General features: G+C 71.0%; 17 protein-coding genes. 5 read left to right on the top strand and 12 right to left on the bottom strand.

From position 1 onward, the window contains the following. Nucleotides 1–63: 63 nt before the first annotated feature. The 5 genes from ITJ64_RS09095 to ITJ64_RS09115 form a co-directional block, all read right to left on the bottom strand. Complete coding sequence (locus tag ITJ64_RS09095; RefSeq protein WP_194680323.1) at nt 64–282, bottom strand: DUF3073 domain-containing protein; 219 nt, start codon at nt 280–282, stop codon at nt 64–66. Between the two features lie 132 nt (nt 283–414). After that, complete coding sequence (locus ITJ64_RS09100) at nt 415–2,448, bottom strand: APC family permease (protein ID WP_370545108.1); 2,034 nt, start codon at nt 2,446–2,448, stop codon at nt 415–417. Nucleotides 2,449–2,599: 151 nt separating this feature from the next. Continuing rightward, nucleotides 2,600–2,737 carry a hypothetical protein gene (locus tag ITJ64_RS09105; protein WP_173182492.1) on the bottom strand — a complete coding sequence of 46 codons (138 nt, stop codon included), beginning with the start codon at nt 2,735–2,737 and terminating at the stop codon, nt 2,600–2,602. Between the two features lie 125 nt (nt 2,738–2,862). After that, nucleotides 2,863–4,857 (bottom strand): cell wall-binding repeat-containing protein, encoded by a 1,995-nt coding sequence (locus ITJ64_RS09110; protein ID WP_194680324.1) that lies wholly within the window; start codon nt 4,855–4,857, stop codon nt 2,863–2,865. Nucleotides 4,858–4,909: 52 nt separating this feature from the next. Beyond that, on the bottom strand, nt 4,910–7,432 hold the full coding sequence (locus ITJ64_RS09115; RefSeq protein WP_194680325.1) for an ATP-dependent DNA ligase: 2,523 nt from the start codon (nt 7,430–7,432) through the stop codon (nt 4,910–4,912). 60 nt (nt 7,433–7,492) lie between these two features. Here ITJ64_RS09115 and ITJ64_RS09120 point away from each other — a divergent pair, with 60 nt between their 5' ends. Both ITJ64_RS09120 and ITJ64_RS09125 read left to right on the top strand, forming a co-directional pair. After that, a complete protein-coding gene (locus tag ITJ64_RS09120; RefSeq protein ID WP_194680326.1) occupies nt 7,493–8,407 on the top strand; it encodes a Ku protein in 915 nt (304 codons plus the stop codon). 36 nt (nt 8,408–8,443) lie between these two features. Next, nucleotides 8,444–9,826, top strand: a complete 1,383-nt coding sequence (locus tag ITJ64_RS09125) for a glycine--tRNA ligase (RefSeq protein ID WP_194680327.1) — start codon at nt 8,444–8,446, stop codon at nt 9,824–9,826. 47 nt (nt 9,827–9,873) lie between these two features. On the opposite strand, the gene ITJ64_RS09130 is transcribed toward ITJ64_RS09125, so the two are convergent. Then, a complete protein-coding gene (locus ITJ64_RS09130) occupies nt 9,874–11,736 on the bottom strand; it encodes an alkaline phosphatase family protein (protein WP_194680328.1) in 1,863 nt (620 codons plus the stop codon). Between the two features lie 140 nt (nt 11,737–11,876). On the opposite strand from ITJ64_RS09130, the gene ITJ64_RS09135 reads away from it, so the two are divergent. Beyond that, a complete protein-coding gene (locus ITJ64_RS09135; RefSeq protein WP_194680329.1) occupies nt 11,877–12,632 on the top strand; it encodes a TipAS antibiotic-recognition domain-containing protein in 756 nt (251 codons plus the stop codon). Between the two features lie 68 nt (nt 12,633–12,700). Here the strand turns inward: ITJ64_RS09135 and ITJ64_RS09140 are convergent, their stop codons facing one another. The 5 genes from ITJ64_RS09140 to ITJ64_RS09160 form a co-directional block, all read right to left on the bottom strand. Beyond that, entirely contained in the window at nt 12,701–13,240 is a 540-nt protein-coding gene (locus ITJ64_RS09140) for a TetR/AcrR family transcriptional regulator (protein WP_194680330.1), read from the bottom strand. 97 nt (nt 13,241–13,337) lie between these two features. Continuing rightward, nucleotides 13,338–14,762 carry an MFS transporter gene (locus ITJ64_RS09145; protein ID WP_194680331.1) on the bottom strand — a complete coding sequence of 475 codons (1,425 nt, stop codon included), beginning with the start codon at nt 14,760–14,762 and terminating at the stop codon, nt 13,338–13,340. Between the two features lie 33 nt (nt 14,763–14,795). Next, on the bottom strand, nt 14,796–15,380 hold the full coding sequence (locus tag ITJ64_RS09150) for a hypothetical protein (RefSeq protein ID WP_194680332.1): 585 nt from the start codon (nt 15,378–15,380) through the stop codon (nt 14,796–14,798). Beyond that, the gene (locus ITJ64_RS09155; protein WP_370545109.1) at nt 15,377–16,231 is read right to left on the bottom strand and encodes an endonuclease/exonuclease/phosphatase family protein; all 855 of its coding nucleotides are present in this window, start codon (nt 16,229–16,231) and stop codon (nt 15,377–15,379) included. Before ITJ64_RS09155 ends, ITJ64_RS09150 begins: the two co-directional genes overlap by 4 nt. Next, entirely contained in the window at nt 16,228–16,758 is a 531-nt protein-coding gene (locus ITJ64_RS09160) for a GNAT family N-acetyltransferase (protein WP_194680333.1), read from the bottom strand. Before ITJ64_RS09160 ends, ITJ64_RS09155 begins: the two co-directional genes overlap by 4 nt. A 68-nt stretch (nt 16,759–16,826) precedes the next feature. Between ITJ64_RS09160 and ITJ64_RS09165 the strand changes: the two genes are divergently transcribed. After that, nucleotides 16,827–17,417, top strand: a complete 591-nt coding sequence (locus ITJ64_RS09165) for an HhH-GPD-type base excision DNA repair protein (RefSeq protein ID WP_194680334.1) — start codon at nt 16,827–16,829, stop codon at nt 17,415–17,417. On the opposite strand, the gene ITJ64_RS09170 is transcribed toward ITJ64_RS09165, so the two are convergent. Beyond that, on the bottom strand, nt 17,347–18,072 hold the full coding sequence (locus tag ITJ64_RS09170; protein WP_228507769.1) for a YitT family protein: 726 nt from the start codon (nt 18,070–18,072) through the stop codon (nt 17,347–17,349). The genes ITJ64_RS09165 and ITJ64_RS09170 overlap by 71 nt on opposite strands. 61 nt (nt 18,073–18,133) lie before the next feature. Between ITJ64_RS09170 and ITJ64_RS09175 the strand changes: the two genes are divergently transcribed. Next, nucleotides 18,134–19,606 carry a PLP-dependent aminotransferase family protein gene (locus ITJ64_RS09175; protein WP_194680335.1) on the top strand — a complete coding sequence of 491 codons (1,473 nt, stop codon included), beginning with the start codon at nt 18,134–18,136 and terminating at the stop codon, nt 19,604–19,606. The last annotated feature ends 36 nt before the right edge of the window (nt 19,607–19,642 follow it).

Consider the following 19,642-nt stretch of genomic DNA (forward strand, 5'->3'; position numbering starts at 1 on the left):
GTTCGGCCCGCGAACAGAAGAAGGCCCGACTCGCGTCGGGCCTTCTGTCACGTCTACGGCGCTCTAGGCGCGCTTCTGCTCGTCGGGAGCGGTGGGTTCGAACGCGGTCGGCTCGAACGCATCATCGGAGTCGTCGTCCTCCTCGATCCACTTCGAGTAGTCGGGCTCACCGGCTTTGCCCGTGAGTTCGCGTTCCAGCGCCGAATAGTTCGTGTCGGGACTGAAGTACTTCAGCTCGCGAGCGACCTTCGTGTGCTTGGCTTTCTGACGGCCACGCCCCATGCGAGACCCCCTCACGAATCGGGCCGGGGGCTCTGCCGCCCGGATGAGACGAATAAACTACGAAATCGAATGTGAGTTTAGCACGCGGCCATCACCCATCCGGGCGGGCGACGGGTGCCGTCCAGCCGAAGCTCAGCCGCGCATCCGCTTGTGGGCCGTGGGCTCGCCCGCGTGCGGTCGCCGCGGCACCGGACGGACGGGCTCGCCGCGCCGCTCCTGGCCCGGCAGCGGGCGCGAGCGGCGGCCGTAGAGCAGCTCGGAGGAGTCGAGCAGCCAGGGCACCAGGGCGATCGTCACGCCGTGCACGAGCATCAGCTTCTTGCGGATGCGGCGGGCCTTGTGGTTGTGCAGCATCGACTCCCACCAGTGGCCCACGATGTAGATCGGGGTGTAGACGGTGACGACCTCGGAGCCGTGCTCGGCGCGGTGCTTCATGATGTACTTCGCCAGTGGCACGGCGACGTCGCGGTAGGGCGACTCGATGATGTTGAGCGGCACCTCGATGTTCATGTTCTGCCAGTCCTCCTCGAGCTGGCGGGTCTGCTCCTCGTCGATGGAGAGGTGCACCGCCTCGATCGAGTCGTGGCGGGCGGCGATCGCGTAGTCGAGGGCCTTCAGCACCGGCTTCTGCATGCGGCCGACCAGCACGATCGCGTGGTCGCCCGAGGAGCCGAAGGTGGTGGTCGGGTCGACCTCCACCTCCTTGTTCACGTCGCGGTAGTAGCGGTTCACGCCCATCATCAGGATGAACAGGATCGGCATGATCGCGAAGACGAGCCAGGCGCCGTGGGTGAACTTGGTGATCGTGACGACGATCAGCACCACGGCGGTGAAGACGGCGCCGACGGCGTTGATCGCGAGGGAGCGGTAGACGGCGCCGCGGTCCGCGCATCCGTTCTTCAGCATCGTCAGCCAGTGCTTCACCATGCCGGTCTGGCCGAGCGTGAACGAGACGAAGACGCCGATGATGTAGAGCTGGATGAGCTGCGTGAGGCTGGCCTGGTAGACCACCAGGATGGCGGTCGCCGCCAGCGCCAGCAGGATCATGCCGTTGGAGAAGACGAGGCGGTCGCCGCGGGTGAGCATGGCCTTGGGGGCGTAGGCGTCCTTCGCGAGCACCGAGCCGAGCAGCGGGAAGCCGTTGAAGGCGGTGTTGGCCGCGAGCAGCAGCACCGCCGCGGTGGCCGCCTGGATGATGAAGAACAGGATCGAGTTGTTGCCGAAGGTGGCAGCGGCGACCTGGGCCATCAGGCTCCGCTGCGGAGTCGTCGCGCAGTCGGCGAAGCCGATCAGGTGGCAGGCGTTCTCGGCGTAGTGCACGTTCGAGATCAGCGCCAGGGCGGTGAGGCCGGCGAACAGGCAGATGGCGATGGAGCCCATCAGCACCAGCGTGCGCTGGGCGTTCTTGATCTTGGGGGTGCGGAAGGCCGGCACGCCGTTGGAGATCGCCTCGACACCGGTGAGGGCCGAGCATCCGCTCGAGAAGGCCCGGAGGAGCAGGAGCACCATCGCGGCCTGGGTGAGCTGCTCGGCCTTGACGTCGAAGCCGGCCGACTCGGAGACCGGGGCGTCGCCGACGGCGGTGCGGATGAGGCCGGTGACGATCATCAGGGCGACGCTGCCGACGAAGATGTAGGTCGGGATGGCGAACGCCTTGCTCGACTCGCGGACGCCGCGCAGGTTCACCGCCATCAGCAGGATGACGAAGCCGACCGCGAGCTCGACCCGGAACGGGTTCAGCTGCGGGATCGCGCTGATGATGTTGTCGACGCCGGACGCGACCGAGACGGCCACCGTCAGCACGTAGTCGACGAGGAGGGCGGAGGCGACCACGAGTCCGGCCTTCTCGCCGAGGTTCTTGTGGGCGACCTCGTAGTCGCCGCCGCCGCTCGGGTAGGCCTTCACGAGCTGGCGGTAGGAGGCCACGACCACCACGAGCAGCAGGATGACCGCCGCCGCGACCCAGGGGGCGAGGGTGAGGAAGGAGAGGCCGCCGATGAGCAGGATCATCAGCAGCTCCTGCGGCGCGTAGGCCACGGAGGAGAGCGGGTCGCTCGCGAAAATGGGTAGGGCGAGCCGCTTGGGGAGCAGCTGGCCGTCGAGCTTGTCGCTCGGGAGCGGATCTCCGATCAGCCAGCGTTTCGCCGAGCGGGTTTCATTGACCACGAGTGAGAACACTACTCGTGGGCAACCCACTGTCAAGTCGGGGGAGGGGCGGGATATTCCCGCCCCTCGTTCTACGTCTTTTCTTCGTCGTTCTTTCTTCGTCGTTCTTTCGATGGTGCGGTGGGGCCGAGCGGCCGTCGTTCGGGCGGGTCTACTCGTCGCCGGGGATGACGCTGTCGGTGTACTCGCCCGACTCCGGCTCGGGCTCGATGACGTTCTCCTTGTCGGTGTCGGTGTACTCGCCGTCGCGCTCGCCGCGTGCCTCGTGCTTGTCGTGCTTCTCGGTCATGAGATCCTCCTCGATGTCGTTGCCGTGCGCGCTGGTGGGCGCGGTTCGACGCCCGACGGCGCCTGCTCGCGAAGCTACCACCACCGCTCACGCCGCGACCAGGATCCGCACATATGTGCGCGAGGCTACTTCACGAAGTCCCTCAGCTTCTCGAAGACGGGCTTACTGACGGCCTGCTCGCCGCCGAGCACGACGATGCGCGTGGGCTTCAGCCGCTGCAGCTCGGCGGCGATGGCGTCGGGCACCGCGTCGGGGCGCACCAGCAGCACCGGCCCGCCGTTCGCCGCGGCGGCCGGACCGCCGGCCAGCGCGTCGGCGAACCCTGCCCCGGAGGCCACGAACACGGTCTTCGCGCCGCCCGGGAACGTCGCGGCCGAGATGCCGGCCGAGACGACGAAGCGGTCGGCTCCCGTGATGCGCTCGGTCGGGGCGATCTCGCGGAGGGCCGCTGCCACGTCGGAGCTGACGGCGTTCTCGCCGCCGAGCACGACGATCTTCCCGGGCTTCAGCCGCTTCAGCTCGGTCGCGACCGGAACCGGGACTCCGTTCTTCGACACCAGCAGCACCGGAGCGTCGCCGTGCGCCGCGGCTGCGCCGCCCGACAGTGCGTCGGGGAAGTTCTCGCCCGACGCCACGTAGGCCACCGGCAGCCCCACCGGGAAGTTCGTCCTCGACACCGCGGCCGACACCGCGAACCGGTCGGCGCCGGTCAGCCGGGCGATCGGTGCGTACCCGCCCAGCTCGGTCTCGACGTCGGTGCTGACGGCCTGCGGCCCGCCCAGCACCACGATCCTCTTGGGCTTCAGTCTCGCGATCTCGTCCCCGACCCCCGGTGGCACGCTGTTCCTCCCCACGAGCAGCACGGGTACCCCCTGCGCGCCGGCCGCGGCCGACCCCGACAGCGCATCCGGGAAGTTCTCGCCCGACGCCACGTACACGGCCTCGACCCCCGGCGCGAACTCGGCCGCCGACACCCGCACCGCACTCGCGAACCGATCCCCGCCGCTCTGCCTGACCAACCCCCGCACCGACTCCAAATCCACCACCGCCACACTCTGCGACGTTTGTGCGGCGACGAGGATCTCGCCGCGGGCCGTGTCTACCGCCGCGCTGGCGATCCCCAGGCCGAAATTGCTGCCGCCGGTGTTGTCGAACGAGTAGAGGTGCTGACCGGTGCTGGTGTCGTAGACGCTGGCCTGTCGTGCTGACGAAACCCACAGCCGCTCGCCGATCTCATCGATCGCCATCGTCTGAGCGCCAAACGGTACGCCGGTTGAAATCGCCGAAACTCGGCTGTCGGTGGTGGTGTCCACGACGCTGACCCCGTTGAGCGTGGAGGCAACATACGCGCGATGAGTCTTGGGTGACAGAGCCAAACCCGTGGATCCCATCGTGGGATGGGCGGGTGGGATCACCTGGGTCACCGAAGCGGAGTCGCATGCGATCACTGACAGGCTCCCGTTGAAATTAAGCGCGTAGGCCTTTCCGAGTATCGAGTCGACCTCGATGGCTATCGGGAAGTCTCCGATGCCGGTCTTCGCGTCGTGCGCGATGACCCCGGAAACGGTATTGGTCGTGGCGTCGATGACGGAAACCGTTCCATCGCCGCTGTTCGTGACGAAGACCCTCTGGGTCGTCGCGTCGTAGGCGAGGGCTGAAGGGCGTGTGCCTATGCCAGGGGTGTCGTCCTTCGTGATCTCGGCAACCACATTGCCGCCTCTGATGTCGACGACCGAGACGCTCGAACTGTCGAAATTTGCGACATACAGCTGGTGATGATCCGTATCCAGAGCCAGAGCAGTCGGGCCTGGATTCGATCCATCGTTCCTCAGGAGGATCGTCGCCGAGATAGACCGCGACGTTGCGTCAAGCACAGACACTGTGCCGGCGCTGAAGTTCGAGACGTAAGCCTTCCCACTCGTCGAGTCGACGACGACGTCAGTCGGAACGGGTTCGGTATTGGACGGAGTGCGGAGGTCGATGAGGGCCGTGACGTGGTTGGTGGCCGCGGCGGGGGGTGCCGTGGGTGGGGCGAGGGTGGCGGCCGCGATCGCGGCGGTGGCCAGGGCCGCCGCGAGGGCGAGGCGGCGGCGGGGGTGGGGAGCGGCGGCGGGCTTCATCCGCCGAGATTAGCAGAGAAAAGCTCATGTTCGGTAGGGACTGCGGGGCGGGTCAGGTGGGGAGTTCGCGGGTGACGGCGGTGGGGGGCTTGTCGGAGCGGAGGCCTCGCCAGGAGGGCTGGCGGAGGCGGGACGTGGAGGTCCATTCCGCGAAGGAGACCTCGCCGACCAGGGAGGGCGTGACCCAGACGGCGTCTCGGGCGTCGGCTGCGGGCACGTCCGAGAGGGGCGAGGTCGTGCGCGTGAGGCGGGAGAGGCGGGCGGTCAGGGCGTCGAGGTCGCGGTCGGAGAAGCCCGTGCCGACGCGGCCGACGTACTGCAGGGTGCCCGAGGCGTCGGGCACGCCGAGCAGCAGCGAGCCGATCTGCGAGGCGCGGCGGCCCTGGCCGGGGCGCCAGCCGCCGATCACGACCTCCTGCGTCAGGTGGTGCTTGAGCTTCAGCCAGGCGCGCGAGCGGGTGGTCGAGTAGGTGCTGTCGCGGCGCTTCGCCATCACGCCCTCGAGGCCGAGGGTGCGGCTCGCGTCGAGCGCGTGCTCGAGGTCGCCGTCGAACGCGGGTGGGAGGTGGAGGGGGCCCTCGTCGGCGGGGAGGGTGTCGGCGAGCATCCGTCGCCGTTCGTCGTACGAGCGCGCGACGAGGGACGTGCCGTCGAGCTCGAGCAGGTCGAAGACCATGAGGTCGACGGGCACCTGCGCGCGGGCGGCCGCGACGTCGCGGGGCTTGGAGAGTCCCATGCGCTGCTGCAGGCGCCCGAAGCTCGGCCGGCCGGCCTTGTCGAGGGCGACGATCTCGCCGTCCAGCACGAGCGAGCGGTCGGGGTAGAGGGCCGCCAGGGCGTCGGTCAGCTCCGGGTAGGCGGGCGTGACGTCGTTGCCGTTCCGGGTGTGCAGGGTGACGGCGCCGCGGTCGATGCGGGCGATCGCGCGGATGCCGTCCCACTTCATCTCGAACGCGTACCCCTCCTCGTCCTCGAGGTCGGCCGGCGTAGCGAGCGTCGCGAGCATGGGCTTGATCGTCTTGCTCGCGGCCGACGCGCGAGAGGGGGTGGCGGATGCTCGCGCCGACGCCTTCCGAGGGGCACCCGTCTCCGGCCCATCGTCCTTCGGGAGCATCCGATGGATCAGCCAGTTGTTCTTCCCCGAGTCCCCTCGCCCGGTGTGGATCAGCACCACCTTCCGCGGATCCCCCAGCCCGCCCGACGGCTGCCCGTGCAGCGTGACGATGATCTCCTTGCCGTCGCGCCACTTCTCGAGCTCGTAGGTCCCGAAGTCCCAGATCGTCACCGTCCCCGCCCCGTATTCCCCGGCGGGAATACTCCCCTCGAAGGTGCCGTACTCGAGCGGGTGGTCCTCGGTCTGCACCGCGAGATGGTTCTGGCCCGGGTCGTCGGGCACGCCCTTCGGCAGCGCCCACGAGACGAGCACGCCGTCGTGCTCGAGCCGGAAGTCCCAGTGCAGGCGGCGGGCGTGATGCTCCTGCACGACGAAGCTGCGGCCGTCGGTCGAGACCGGCGCGGCGACCGGCACGGGCTCGGGCGTCTTCGCCTGGTCGCGCTTGGCGCGGTAGGTGGCGAGGCGGTCGGCGCCGGACGAGGAGGCGGCGGGATGCGCATCCGGCTGGTCATCGGCCCCTCTGTTCGAGTGCCACTCGCCCGCCGGCGCCTCGACCGAGCCGGGCGCATCGGCGCTCTCGGCCAGCGGGTCGTCCCGCTTCTTCATGCGCGCCAGCACCTCGTCGAGCTCGAGCTGCCGCAGCGACGGCGACGCGAGCTCCCGCCAGGTGCGCGGCACCGCGACGGTCGGCCGCGACCGCCCCCGCAGCGAGTACGGGCAGATCGTCGTCTTGTTGCCGTTGTTCTGGCTCCAGTCGACCAGCACCTTGCCCGTGCGCAGCGACTTCTTCATGTCGCTGACGACGAGCTCCGGATGATCGGCCTCCAGTGCCCGCGCGAGTTCGTGCGCCACGGCCGAGACCTGGTCCGAGGTCTGCGAGCCGTCGAGCGCGGCGTAGAGGTGGATGCCCTTGCTGCCGCTCGTCACGGGCACCGGCGAGAGCCCCATCCCGGTGAGGATCGTCCGCGCCAGCTTCGCCACCTCCACGCACTCCGGCAGGCCGGCGCCCTCGCCGGGGTCGAGGTCGATCACGAAGCGGTCGGGGTTCTTGCGGCGGCCGTGCGCATCCACCCGCCACTGCGGCACGTGGATCTCGAGCGCCGCGATCTGCGCCAGCCAGGCCAGCGTGGCCGCGTCGTTCACGAGTGGGTAGGTGTTGACGTGGTCGGAGTGCTGCACGTCGACCCGCTTCACCCAGTCGGGCGTGCCCTCGTCGAGGTTCTTCTGGAAGAACACCTGACCCGGATGCTCGTCGCTGCCCACCCCGTGCACCCAGCGCTTGCGCGTGGCCGGCCGGTTGCGGGAGTGCGGGACGAGCACGGTCGCGATCTCGGCGTAGTACCGCAGGACATCCGCCTTCGTCGTGCCCGTCTCGGGGTAGAGCACCTTGTCGAGATTGGAGATGCGCAGGCGGTGACCGCCCACCGTCACGGTCTGCTCGTTCGCGCTCGACGCCGCCATGGCTCCATCCTGCTCTGCGGGGCTCTAGCCGGAAAGGCCCGATCCACGGTCTAATTGGGTATGAGATCGATCTGGAAGGGCGCCATCACGTTCGGCCTCGTCAACGTGCCGGTGAAGGTCTACAGCGCGACGGAGGATCACGACATCGCGCTGCACCAGGTGCACGACGCCGACGGCGGTCGCATCCGGTACCAGCGGCGGTGCGAGATCGACGGCAAGATCATCGAGTACCAGAACATCGCGCGGGCCTACGACGACGGGGAGCGCACGGTCATCCTGACCAAGGACGACCTCGCGTCGCTGCCCGAGGAGAAGAGCCGCGAGATCGAGGTCGTGGAGTTCGTGCCGAGCGAGCAGATCGACCCGATCATGTTCGACAAGAGCTACTACCTCGAGCCCGACTCGAAGTCGCCGAAGGCGTACGCGCTGCTGCGGAAGACGCTCGAGACCACCGACCGCACGGCCGTGGTGCACTTCGCGCTGCGGCAGAAGACCCGGCTGGCGGCACTGCGGGTGCGCGGCGACGTGCTCGTGCTGCAGACGCTGCTCTGGGGCGACGAGGTTCGGGAGGCCGCGTTCCCCGCGCTCGACGAGCCGACGCGGGTGTCGTCGCAGGAGCTCGACATGGCGATGTCGCTGGTCGACCAGTTCGCGGGCGACTTCGAGCCCGAGAAGTTCACCGATGACTACCAGGAGCAGCTGCGCACGCTGATCGACGCGAAGCTCGCCCAGGGCGACTCGGTCGACACCGACGAGACGTTCGGGCGCGAGCCCGGCGAGAGCGACGGCGGCGAGGTGCTCGACCTGATGGAGGCGCTGCGGCGGTCGGTCGACAAGAGCCGTGGCTCGGGTTCGTCGTCGGGAGCTTCCGGCACGACCGCCGAGAAGGCTTCCGGCACGACCGCCGAGAAGAAGGACGAGAAGGCTCCGGCGAAGAAGAAGCCGGCGGCGAAGAAGAGCACCAAGGCCTCGTGACGAGAGGGGACGACGGCGCCCCGGTAGAATTCGGGCATGCCTGCATCCCGTCTCGATTCCGTCATCGCCCTCGCCAAGCGCCGGGGGTTCGTCTTCCCGACCGGAGAGATCTACGGCGGCACCAGGTCGGCCTGGGACTACGGCCCCCTCGGCGTGGAGCTGAAGGAGAACATCAAGCGCCAGTGGTGGAAGTTCATGGTGCAGTCGCGCGACAACGTCGTGGGGCTCGACTCGGCGGTCATCCTGCCGCGCCAGGTGTGGGAGGCCTCGGGCCACGTCGAGGTCTTCTCCGACCCGCTGGTCGAGTCGCTCCACACCCACAAGCGCTACCGCGCCGACCACCTGCTCGAGCAGTACGAGGAGAAGCACGGGCATCCGCCGGTCAACGGCCTCGCCGACATCCGCGACCCCGAGACGGGCCAGCCCGGATCGTGGACCGAACCGCGCCAGTTCTCGGGGCTCCTGAAGACCTTCCTCGGCGTGGTCGACGACGAGTCGGGGCTCGCCTACCTGCGGCCCGAGACCGCGCAGGGCATCTTCGTCGACTTCAACGCGGTGCTGAACAGCTCGCGGCAGAAGCCGCCGTTCGGCATCGGCCAGATCGGCAAGAGCTTCCGCAACGAGATCACGCCCGGCAACTTCATCTTCCGCACCCGCGAGTTCGAGCAGATGGAGATGGAGTTCTTCGTCAAGCCGGGTGAGGACGAGGAATGGCACCAGTACTGGATCGACCAGCGCTTCCAGTGGTACACCGACCTCGGCATCGATCCCGAGAACCTTCGGCTCTACGAGCACCCGAAGGAGAAGCTGTCGCACTACTCCAAGCGCACGGTCGACATCGAGTACAAGTTCGGCTTCACCGGCAGCAAGTTCGGCGAGCTCGAGGGCGTGGCGAACCGCGGCGACTTCGACCTCACCACGCACTCGAAGGCCTCGGGCACCGATCTGTCGTACTTCGACCAGACCACCGGTGAGCGCTGGACCCCGTACGTCATCGAGCCCGCCGCCGGTCTGACCCGCTCGCTGATGGCGTTCCTCGTCGACTCGTTCCACGAGGACGAGGCGCCCAACACCAAGGGCGGTGTCGACAAGCGCACCGTGCTGAAACTCGACCCGCGCCTGTCGCCGGTGAAGGCCGCCGTGCTGCCGCTGTCGCGGAACGAGGCCCTGTCACCGCTCGCGCGCACCCTCGCCGCCGACCTGCGCAAGAACTGGAACGTCGACTTCGACGACGCCGGCGCCATCGGCCGCCGCTACCGTCGCCAGGACGAGATCGGCACCCCGTTCTGCATCACCGTCGACTTCGACTCGCTCGAGGACAACGCGGTGACCGTGCGCGAGCGCGACTCCATGGCGCAGGAGCGCGTCTCGCTCGACCGCCTCACGGGCTACCTCGCCGAGCGCCTCGTCGGCGCGTAGCCCGCCGTCCCCCACCTCCTGGCGATCCGCAAGCGAGCGGATGCGCGTCAGGACGTGGGGGAGGGGGACGGCGTCGGGCGGGGGGTGCCGTCGACCCCGTCGAGGGTGCCGAAGAGCTGGCCCTGGGCGTTCTGCGTGTTCATGAGGGTGGCGTACGCCTCGGCGTAGGTCTGCGGCTCGGCCTCGCCCTTCACGCCGAACTTCGCGATGAGGAGCCCGAGCAGCCCCTTCGCGGGGTTGCTGATCGGCTTGATGCGCTGCGCCTGGGACGTTCCGTCGAAGCTCACCTCGGGGTTCGGCGGCGAGTACTGCGGCATGGTCTGCGGCCAGTCGGACGCCGGGCGCGGCGCCTTCAGGTTCACCGCGTCGAACATGTCGCGGGAGGCGGCGTCGCGCCGCGTGAGCGGCTTGAGGCCGTGCAGCTTGGTGAGCGTGGCGATGACCGACCCGTGGTCCATCTGCTCGTTCACGATGGTGTTCTTCGCCGTGTAGGCCGAGATGGCGATCGCCGGCACTCGGCAGCCGAGGCGGTCGAAGGTGAAGTCCATCTCGCCCGGGTCGCCCGTCGACGGCGGCACGGCTGAGGGCGGCGGCACGTGGTCGAAGGTGCCGCCGTGCTCGTCGAAGGTGACGAAGAGCATCGTGTTCAGGGCGTTCGACCCCGAGGGGGTGTCGCTCGTGCGGATGGCCGAGTAGACGGCGTGCAGCAGGGCGTCGGCGGCCCGCGCATCCGACAACGCACCGTCGATCACCACGTCGCCGTCGTCGGTGACGTCGTCGCTCTCGCGCAGGGTGCCGTGCGGCGGGTGCATGTCGTTGTGGTTGTAGACCATGCGCGGCTCGATGAACGCGTAGTCGGGCAGGTCGCCGTTCGCGACGTCGTCGTAGAACTGCTCCATCACGCGGAAGTGCGACTTCCAGTACGGCTCGAGCACGGGCGCGTGCAGCACCCCGGTCATGGAGACCAGCTGCGCGGCGTCGTAGTAGACGCGCCAGGTGAGCCCCGCATCCTGAAGCCGGTTGAAGATGGTGGGCGCCTCGGCCTTCGAGGCGTCGAGCCACTTGTCGTAGCCGCCCTCGCCCTTGTTCGTGACGAAGCCGTGCGAGGTGGAGGCGTGGAAGAACAGCCGGTTGCAGAAGGTCTGCGAGGGCACCGCGCTGTGCCAGTGGTCGAAGACGGCGAAATTCTTGGCGAGGGTCGAGAACACCGGGAGCATCTCGGGCGTGAAGCCGCCCATGGCCGTCTCGTACTCCTTGCGGCCCGGCTCCTTCTTGTTCTTGGTGATCTCGCGGTAGTTGATGATGTAGTCCTCGACGAAGCCCTTCATGGTGGGCTGGTCGTTCGGACCGGGCGCGTTGAACGGGTACGAGAGCCCGTTCGCGTGCAGGTCGCGGTTCTCCTCGGGGTCGACACGCTGGAAGAGCTGCGTGTTGACGTGCGGGTACTCCTCGCCCGGGTCGGGGTTGGGGCTCTGCATGATCTCGTCGGTCGAGCCGGAGTAGGGGCGGGCCTCGACCTCCTCGTCGGTGCCGGGCACCGGGTTCGACCGGCGGCCCTGGTGCAGGCCCTCGAACTTCTGGCCGGCCTTGAGCTCTTCATTCTTGTAGAGCCAGCCGAGCACGTTGTCGAAGGAGCGGTTCTCGTACATCAGCACGACGAGGTGCTCGAAGCCGGGCTTCTGCTCCTTCGCTTCGGGCGCGAAGTCGAGGTTCGACTCCTGGGCGTAGACGCCGGCGCCGATGGCCGCCCCGCCGAGGCCCGCGGCGGCTGCTCCGGCGGCGCCCACGGCGGCGGCCTTGAGGAAGGCGCGGCGCGAGGCGACGGCACCCGCCGCATCGGGGGCTGCGGGGCTCGGATGCAGGGGCTCACGCTGATCGTCGTCACGTCGACGGCGGCGGAAGGGGGCCATATCCCGACGTTACCGCCTCCGTCCGACAGTCGGCAGCGGGGGTGCAGGGCATTCGCGTCACGATCTCGTCTCGGGCGCTTGACCTTGACGCGGCGTCAACTCGTACAGTCGGTTCAACCGAGACGTGGAGGGAGCATCCCATGGACAGATCGATCACCGAGGTCGCCCGCCTGACCGGCATCACGAGCCGGGCTCTGCGGCACTACGACCGCATCGGCCTGCTGCCGCCGAGCCGCATCGGCGCGAACGGCTACCGCCACTACGACGAGGCGGCCCTGGTGCGGCTGCAGCGCGTGCTGCTGCTGCGCGGGCTCGGCGTCGGGCTCGGCGACGTGGCCCGGCTGCTCGACGGGGCGACGGATGCTCCCGCCGACCTGCGCCGCCATCTCGACCACCTGCGCCGCGAACGCGACCGGCTCGACCGGCAGATCGCGTCGGTGCAGCACACCATCCGCACGCTGGAAGAAGGAGGAACGCTCATGGCCGAGACGATGTTCGACGGCTTCGATCACACGCGCTACGAGGAGGAGGTGGCGGAGCGCTGGGGCCGAGAGGCGGCCGAGCGCAGCGGCGACTGGTGGGCCTCGATCAGCCCGGAGGCGCGCACGGCCTGGCAGGAGCGGCTCGCCTCGCTGAACGCCGACTGGCGCGTCGCGGCGGGGGCGGGCCTCGACCCGGCGGGGCCGGAGGCGCAGGAGCTGGCGCGGCGGCACGTCGCGTGGCTGGCGGGCATCCCGGGCACGCCCGGGGCCGGAGGGGACCCCGACCCCGACTACCTGCGGGGGCTCGGCGAGATGTACGTGGCCGACGAGCGCTTCGCGGCGAACTACGGCGGCGCGACCGGTGCCGCCTTCGTGCGGGACGCCCTGGCGGCCCACGCGGCGACCCTCGGGTAGGCGCCGCGGCCCGGCGCGGCCCGGCCCGCGCCGCCGCCTCCGGGTGGTCGCGCGAGCGGTGAGGCGCCCTACTCCGCCAGCAGCGTCGCGATGCGCTCGGCGAGCCGGCGGCGCAGGGCCGGCGGCAGCTCGTCGCCGCTGATGGCGTCGTAGGCCCAGAGTCCGTCGGCCGCGAGCCGCAGCACGAAGCGGTCGAGGGCCGCGGGGTCGGCCTCCGCCTCGGCGGGGGTGGGCGTCCAGCGGCGCTGCACCTCGTCCCAGAGGGCGCTGTCGGTGGGGTTCTTCGACGCCTCCAGGATGAGCGCGAGCTCCGCGGGGTTCGTCTCCTCCGACGAGGTCACGAGCGTGTAGGCCGCGATGCGCTCGTCGGGGGTGCACGCGCCGGCGGCCTTCCCCGCGGCGGCCTCGAGGCGGGCGTCCCACTCGCGGGCGAGGTGCTCGTTGAGCGCGTGCACGAGGGCGCCGCGGTCGCGGAAGTGGTACATCATGCCGCCGCGGGTGAGGCCGGCCTCCTCGGCGGTGGCCTCCAGCGTCAGGCCGCGCAGGCCGTCGCGCGTGACGACCCGCACGGCCGCGTCGAGGATCGCGGTGCGGTTGTTCGGGCGCATGGTCCCTCCAGGGTAGACGTCGGGTTCAGGATGCGCGGCCACCGCGCCACGGTCGCCGCCCGGTGCGGCCCGATGCCGACCGCCCGGCCGCCGCTGCTCAGTGCCCCGAGAGCGCCGAGGCCGGGGTGTCGCGCAGCAACCGCCCCGTGGCGAGCGCGCTGACCGCGAGCACCCCCGCGATCACGAGCATCACCGTGGTGAACGCCGGATCGGCCCCCGTCGCCGAGACCGCCCCGACCGCCGACGGCGCATAGGTCGAGGTGATCAGTCCGCCGAGCACCGCGATCGCCACGAGCCCGCCGAGCTCGTACGACACCTCCTCGACCGACGACGCCATGCCGGCGCGGTGGGCGGGCGCGCTGCCGATGATCGCGGCCGAGGCCGACGCCATCACGAAGCCGAGCCCGACGCCCGCGACCACGAGTCCCGCGACGACCCCGCCCCAGCCGAACGCCAGCAGCGGCGGCGTGATCGCGGCGCCGACGGCGGCGAGCCCGAGCCCGCCCGCGATCAGCGGCCGCGGACCCACCCGGTGCAGCAGCGCCCCGGCCGTGAGCGCGCTGGGCAGCGAGCCGAGGGCGAGCGAGGCCACGACGAGCCCCGCGTTCAGCGGGCTGAAGCCCTCGACGCCCTGGAAGCGCTGCGCCGTCACGAGCTCCGCTCCCGCGATGGTGAACAGCGCCACACCCGCCGCGAGCACGCCGGCGGCCAGCGCGGGCCGCCGGAACAGCGCCAGGTCGAGCAGCGGGTACGGCAGGCGCCGCTGCCGCCGCACGAACAGCCAGAGCCCGGCGATGCCGACGACCAGGGCGAGCGCGACGACGACCCACGACGGCCCCGCCTTGGTGACCTCTTTCAGCGCCACGACGACTCCCGCGAGCCCGACCATGGCGAGCAGCGACGACACCAGGTCCCACGGCCGGCTGCGGTCGCCCGGGGTGTGCGGCGCCACGAACGGGGTCGCCACGAGGGCCGCGAGCACGATCGGCACGTTGATCAGGAAGACCGAGCCCCACCAGAACCACTCCAGCAGCAGCCCGCCGAGGATCGGCCCGGCGGCGGCGCCGACCACCGAGACGCTGCCCCAGATGCCGATCGCGATGTTGCGCTCCCGCACGTCGGCGAAGCCGAGCCGGATGAGCGCGAGCGTCGCCGGCATCATCGCGGCCGCGCCGACGGCGAGTAGCGCGCGCGCCGCGATCAGCACCGCGGGAGTGGGCGAGAACGCGGCCAGCAGCGAGGCGGCCCCGAACACGACGAGCCCGATCAGGAACAGCCGCCGGTGCCCGACGCGATCGCCGAGCGTGCCGGCGCCGAGCAGCAGCCCGGCCATCACGAGCGGGTAGGCGTTGACGATCCACAGGCTCTCGGTGCCGGTCGCGCCGAGCTCGCGGGTGAGCGTGGGCAAGGCCGTGTAGAGCACGGAGTTGTCGATGGTGATGAGCAGCAGCCCGGCCGAGACGACGGCGAGCAGGATCCAGCGCCGCGACGACGAGGTGCGCGCGGGCGTGATGACAGACATGGAGACCTCCGGGTGAGGCTCCTAACTATACATTCATGAATGTTTAGTTTCAACCATCCGCGGCAGCCACCACAGCAGCCCCCCGGCGACCAGCGCCCCGAGCCCGCCCACCGCCATGTCCCCGATCGTGTCGTCGTAGGCCACGAAGATCGACGAGCTGATGTAGGTCTTGCCGAGCCACTCCACCATCTCCCACACGGCGCTCGCCGCGAGCCCGAGGGAGGTGCAGAGCACCAGGGCGGTGCCGAGGGTGAAGCTGCGCGAAGACGGCTCGACGAGCATCCGGAGTCGTGCGAAGAAGAGGTACGCCATCACGGCCACGACCCCGGTCGCCACGAGGTGCACGGCGATGTCCCACCACCAGATGCGCGTGTAGAGGTCGAACACGTTGCTCCACGCGGCCACGAGCAGCACCAGGCCGTAGACGATGTCGAAGAGCGGATGCACGCCCACGAAGCGGGGCAGCACCACCCCCGGGAGCACCAGCGCCAGCACCCCCGCGTCGGTCGGCTCCCACCAGAGGAAGGCGGCGACGACGCTGAGCAGGGCGAGCACCCGCACGGCGTCGGCGGCCCACTCGGCGGCGCCGTGCGGGGGCCGGAGGAAGTTCCGGATCACGGGGCGGCGGCCGGCACGGGCATCCGGAGCACGGCCTGCACGGGCAGGTGGTCGGAGCCGAAGCCGCCGGCGTAGCGGTGCGGGTTGATGCCGCCCTCGAGCACCTCGATGTCGGGGGTGGTGGCGATCCAGTCGATGCGCTTGCGGTCCAGGCGCGGGGTGCCGTAGTTCGGGAAGCTGCCCCACTCGGGCGTCAGCCGGGACTCCGCCACGGCGTAGGCGTCGAGCAGTCCGCCGTCGCGCAGCAGCTCCTGCAGCGGTGTCGTCCCGGCGCCGCTGTTGAGGTCGCCCGTGACCACCGCGGGCAGGCCGCGTTCGGCCACCAGGGCGCGCACGGCGCCCGCGGCGAGCACGCGCGAGCGCCGGGACAGGTGGTCGAAGTGCGTGTTCACGGCGAGGAAGTGCGCCGACGTCGCGCGGTCGTGGAAGATGGCCGCCACCAGGATGCGCGGCACACGATTGCCCCAGCCCGTGGAGCCCGGCACGTCGGGGGTGGGCGAGAGGGCCTGCTGCGACCAGTCCAGCAGTTCGAGCCGCTCGGGGTCGTAGAACAGCGGGCAGCCCTCGCCGCCCCCGTTCGCCGACCGCCCGTGCCCGACCGAGCGGTAGTGCCGGCCGAGGCTGTGGCGCACGAAGCCGGCCGTCTGGGGCATCGCCTCCTGCGTGCCCAGGATGCTCGGCCGCTCGGCCTCGAGCAGCGCGGCCAGATGGGGCCGGCGCGTCTCCCAGCGGTCGGGGCTCCGCTGCATCACGTGCCGGATGGGCCGGCGCACGTTGTAGCTCATCACGTGCAGGCCGGGCGGCTCGATCGGCCCGACGAGCACCTCGCCGAACGGGCGTGCGCCGCTCACGCGCGGAGGTCCTTGCGCATCTCGAGCTCGCGACGGCTCGGGTCGAGCGGGTACGGCAGCGTCACCCCGGTCTCCACGAAGCCGCGCTTGCGGTAGGCGGCGATGGCGCGGGCGTTGTCCTCGTGCACCTCGAGGGTGAGGGTGTCGCCGCGCCCGAGGGCCCACTCCTCGATGCGCGTGAGCAGCGCATCCGTCACCCCGGCCGCGCCGCGGTGCGAGGGCGCGACGTACACGCCGAACAGGTACGCACCGGATGCTCCGGGCGGCACCGACGAGAGCATCGTGGCCACGAAACGCCCCTCGGCCGTCTCGGCGACCACGGTGATCGCGCGGGTCGACGAGCCCTCACGGGCCTTCGCGCGCCACTCGGCCTCGCTGCGGCGGTGCGCGTGCGCGAGGGTCTCGAGGTAGGCCAGCGGGGTGTCGGCGAGCATCTCGAGGCGGAGCCGGCGCACCTCGCGCCAGTCGGCCTCGTCCGTGCGGCGGATCGTCAGGCCGGCGGGCACGGCGACCGCGGTGGTGATCATGCTCCGACCCTAGGGCGTTCGGGCGGCGACGGCTCGCGGCTCGCGCGTACGGCCGTCATGATGGAGGCATGAGCCCCGCACTGCACATCACCGGAGACGCCGCCGCCGACGAGCTGCTCTCGACCGACCCGCTCGCCCTGCTCGTGGGCATGCTGCTCGACCAGCAGATCGCGATGGAGGCGGCCTTCGAGGGGCCGAAGAAGATCCGTGACCGCATCGACGGGCCGTTCACGGCGAAGAACCTCGCGTCCTACGATCCGGATGCCCTCGTCGAGGTGTTCCGCCAGACCCCCGCCGTGCACCGGTACCCGGGATCGATGGCCGGGCGGGTGCAGGCGCTCGCCGCGGCGCTCGTCGACGACTGGAACGGCGACGCCGCCGCACTCTGGGCCGATGTGTCCGACGGGAAGGCGCTGCTGAAGCGGCTCGAGGCGCTGCCCGGCTACGGGGCGCAGAAGGCGCGAATCTTCGTGGCGCTGCTGGGCAAGCAGTACGGCGTCACGCCCGAGGGCTGGCGCGAGGCCGCCGGGCCCTATGGGGAGGAGGGCTCGCACCGCTCGGTCGCCGACATCGTCGACGCCGACTCGCTCACGCGGGTGCGCGAGACGAAGCGGGCCGCGAAGGCGGAGGCAAAAGCGGCGAAGGCGTCGAAGGGCTGACCGGCCCGGCCGCAGCGGGCCCGGCGGCGTCCGCCACCTCCAGCGCGGCGCCGGCCGCCACCGGCGCATTCCGCGCCGGCGCCTTCCGCCCCGCGAGCAGCGGCAGCGTCACCCCGCAGAGCGGTCCGATCAGCAGCGCGAACGCGAGCGTGCCGAGCCCCACGTCGCCGCCGAGCAGCCAGCCGGCGCCGAGCACGGTGGCCTCGACCAGCGTGCGGCCGAGCCAGATCGGCCAGCCGAGCCGGGCGTGCAGCCCCGTCATCAGCCCGTCGCGCGGGCCCGGCCCGAACCGCGCCCCGATGTAGAGCCCGCTCGCCACCGCGAGTAGCAGCAGCCCGGCCGTGAACGACAGCACCTGCAGCGTCAGCGAGCCGGGCACGGGCAGGAGCCACAGCCCGAGCTCCATGAACGGGCCGAGCAGCAGCACGTTCAGCACGGTGCCGAGGCCGGGGCGCTGCCGCAGCGGGATCCACAGCAGCAGCACCGCGAGCCCGATCAGGTTCGTCAGCAGGCCGATCGACAGCCCGGTGCTGCGCGAGATGCCCTGCGAGAACACCGTCCACGGGTCGATGCCGATCGCGCCCCGGATCATCAGGGCCTCGGCGAAGCCGTAGAGGGCGAGGCCGACGAGGAGACGGAGCAGGCGAAAGGTCATGAAGAGATCCAATCGCATGATTGGCCTCGACCCGCCATGCCAATCGCGCTAAAGTGGCGCCATGACTGACCCGCGCATCGGTACCCGTGGCCTCATCTCCCTGCTCGGCGACTGGCGTGGCACCTCGGCCGGTCCGTCCTATCTGGCGCTATTCGACCGCATCCGCCTGCTCGTGCTCGACGGCCGGATCGCCACCGGCACCCGGCTCCCCGCCGAGCGCGATCTCGCCCAGGCGCTCGGCGTCAGCCGCACGATGGTCTCGGGCGCCTATCGCGAGCTGCGCGACGCCGGCTACACCTCGAGCGTGCGGGGCTCGGGCAGCGTCACCCGGCTGCCGGGCCGCGCGCCCGTGGCGGGCACCGACGAGTCGGGTGACTTCATCGACTTCTCCAAGGCCACCGCCCCCGCGCATCCGGCCCTGCACGGCGCCACCCTGCGGGTGATGGACGAGTTCGCCCGCGAGCTCGGCGGCACCGGCATCGACCCGTTCGGCTCGATGACCCTCCGTCAGGCGGTCGCCGACCGCTACACGGCGCGCGGTCTGCCCACGAGCGTCGAGCAGGTGATGATCACGATCGGCGCCCAGCACGCGATCTCGCTGCTCGCCCGCACCCTGCTCTCCCGCGGCGATCGCGCCGTCGTCGAGCTGCCGAGCTATCCGCACGCCTACGAGGCGCTGCGGGCCGCCGGCGCGCGCTTCGTGCCCGTGACGGTCTCGGCCCGCGGCAGCGGCGCCGCCCCCGAGGGCCTGCACGGCTGGGACGCCGCCGGCCTCGAGCAGGCCTTCGCCCGCACCAGCCCGACGCTGGCCTACCTGATGCCCGACTTCCACAACCCGACGGGCGAGTCGATGCCCGCCGAGCTGCGCACGACGGTGCTGGCCGACGCCTCCCGGCAGGGCACCCTCGTGCTGGTCGACGAGACCACCGCCGAGCTCGACATCGACCGCGCCGAGTCGTTCCTGCCGTTCGCGGCCTACGGCGACGCCGGCACCGCCGCCTCGGCCGTGCTGATCGGGTCGGTCGGCAAGACGGTCTGGGCCGGGCTCCGGGTGGGCTGGGTGCGGGCCGAGCCGGCGATCATCCGCAAGCTGGCGGGCGCGCGCTTCGCCGGGGACCTCGGCACCCCCGTGCTCGAGCAGCTGATCGTCGCGGACCTGCTGCGCGACTTCGACCAGGTGCTCGCCGGGCGCTCGGCGCAGCTGCGCGAGGGCCGCGAGACCCTGCTCCGGATGCTCGCCCAGAACTTCCCCACCTGGCAGGTGCCGCCCGTCGACGGCGGCCTCGCCGCCTGGGTGAACCTCGGCGCCCCCGTCAGCTCGCAGCTCGCCCTCGCCGCGCGCACGGAGGGGCTGCTCATCACGGCGGGCCCCCGCTTCGGCCTCGACGGAGCGTTCGAGCGCTTCCTCCGCGTGCCGATCATCCACCGCCCGGGCGACATCGAGCGCGGCGTGCACGCGCTCCGCGCCGCGTGGGGCGCGGTCTCCCGCGCCCCCCACTACGCCCCCGCCGACCTCTACTCCGAGGTCGTCTAGGCCGGGTCGCGCAAAGGGCCCTTCCGCCGCGCGCGA

Source organism: Herbiconiux sp. VKM Ac-1786, from assembly GCF_015350805.1.
Lineage (GTDB): Bacteria > Actinomycetota > Actinomycetes > Actinomycetales > Microbacteriaceae > Herbiconiux.

Excerpts from the sequence above, each read along its gene's own strand:
- ITJ64_RS09160 (WP_194680333.1), bottom strand. The coding sequence starts at position 16,758 with ATGATCACCACCGCGGTCGCCGTGCCCGCCGGCCTGACGATCCGCCGC.
- ITJ64_RS09135 (WP_194680329.1), top strand. The coding sequence starts at position 11,877 with ATGGACAGATCGATCACCGAGGTCGCCCGCCTGACCGGCATCACGAGC.
- ITJ64_RS09110 (WP_194680324.1), bottom strand. The coding sequence starts at position 4,857 with ATGAAGCCCGCCGCCGCTCCCCACCCCCGCCGCCGCCTCGCCCTCGCG.
- ITJ64_RS09130 (WP_194680328.1), bottom strand. The coding sequence starts at position 11,736 with ATGGCCCCCTTCCGCCGCCGTCGACGTGACGACGATCAGCGTGAGCCC.
- ITJ64_RS09175 (WP_194680335.1), top strand. The coding sequence starts at position 18,134 with ATGACTGACCCGCGCATCGGTACCCGTGGCCTCATCTCCCTGCTCGGC.
- ITJ64_RS09125 (WP_194680327.1), top strand. The coding sequence starts at position 8,444 with ATGCCTGCATCCCGTCTCGATTCCGTCATCGCCCTCGCCAAGCGCCGG.
- ITJ64_RS09170 (WP_228507769.1), bottom strand. The coding sequence starts at position 18,072 with ATGACCTTTCGCCTGCTCCGTCTCCTCGTCGGCCTCGCCCTCTACGGC.
- ITJ64_RS09140 (WP_194680330.1), bottom strand. The coding sequence starts at position 13,240 with ATGCGCCCGAACAACCGCACCGCGATCCTCGACGCGGCCGTGCGGGTC.
- ITJ64_RS09095 (WP_194680323.1), bottom strand. The coding sequence starts at position 282 with ATGGGGCGTGGCCGTCAGAAAGCCAAGCACACGAAGGTCGCTCGCGAG.
- ITJ64_RS09145 (WP_194680331.1), bottom strand. The coding sequence starts at position 14,762 with ATGTCTGTCATCACGCCCGCGCGCACCTCGTCGTCGCGGCGCTGGATC.
- ITJ64_RS09120 (WP_194680326.1), top strand. The coding sequence starts at position 7,493 with ATGAGATCGATCTGGAAGGGCGCCATCACGTTCGGCCTCGTCAACGTG.
- ITJ64_RS09105 (WP_173182492.1), bottom strand. The coding sequence starts at position 2,737 with ATGACCGAGAAGCACGACAAGCACGAGGCACGCGGCGAGCGCGACGGC.
- ITJ64_RS09165 (WP_194680334.1), top strand. The coding sequence starts at position 16,827 with ATGAGCCCCGCACTGCACATCACCGGAGACGCCGCCGCCGACGAGCTG.
- ITJ64_RS09115 (WP_194680325.1), bottom strand. The coding sequence starts at position 7,432 with ATGGCGGCGTCGAGCGCGAACGAGCAGACCGTGACGGTGGGCGGTCAC.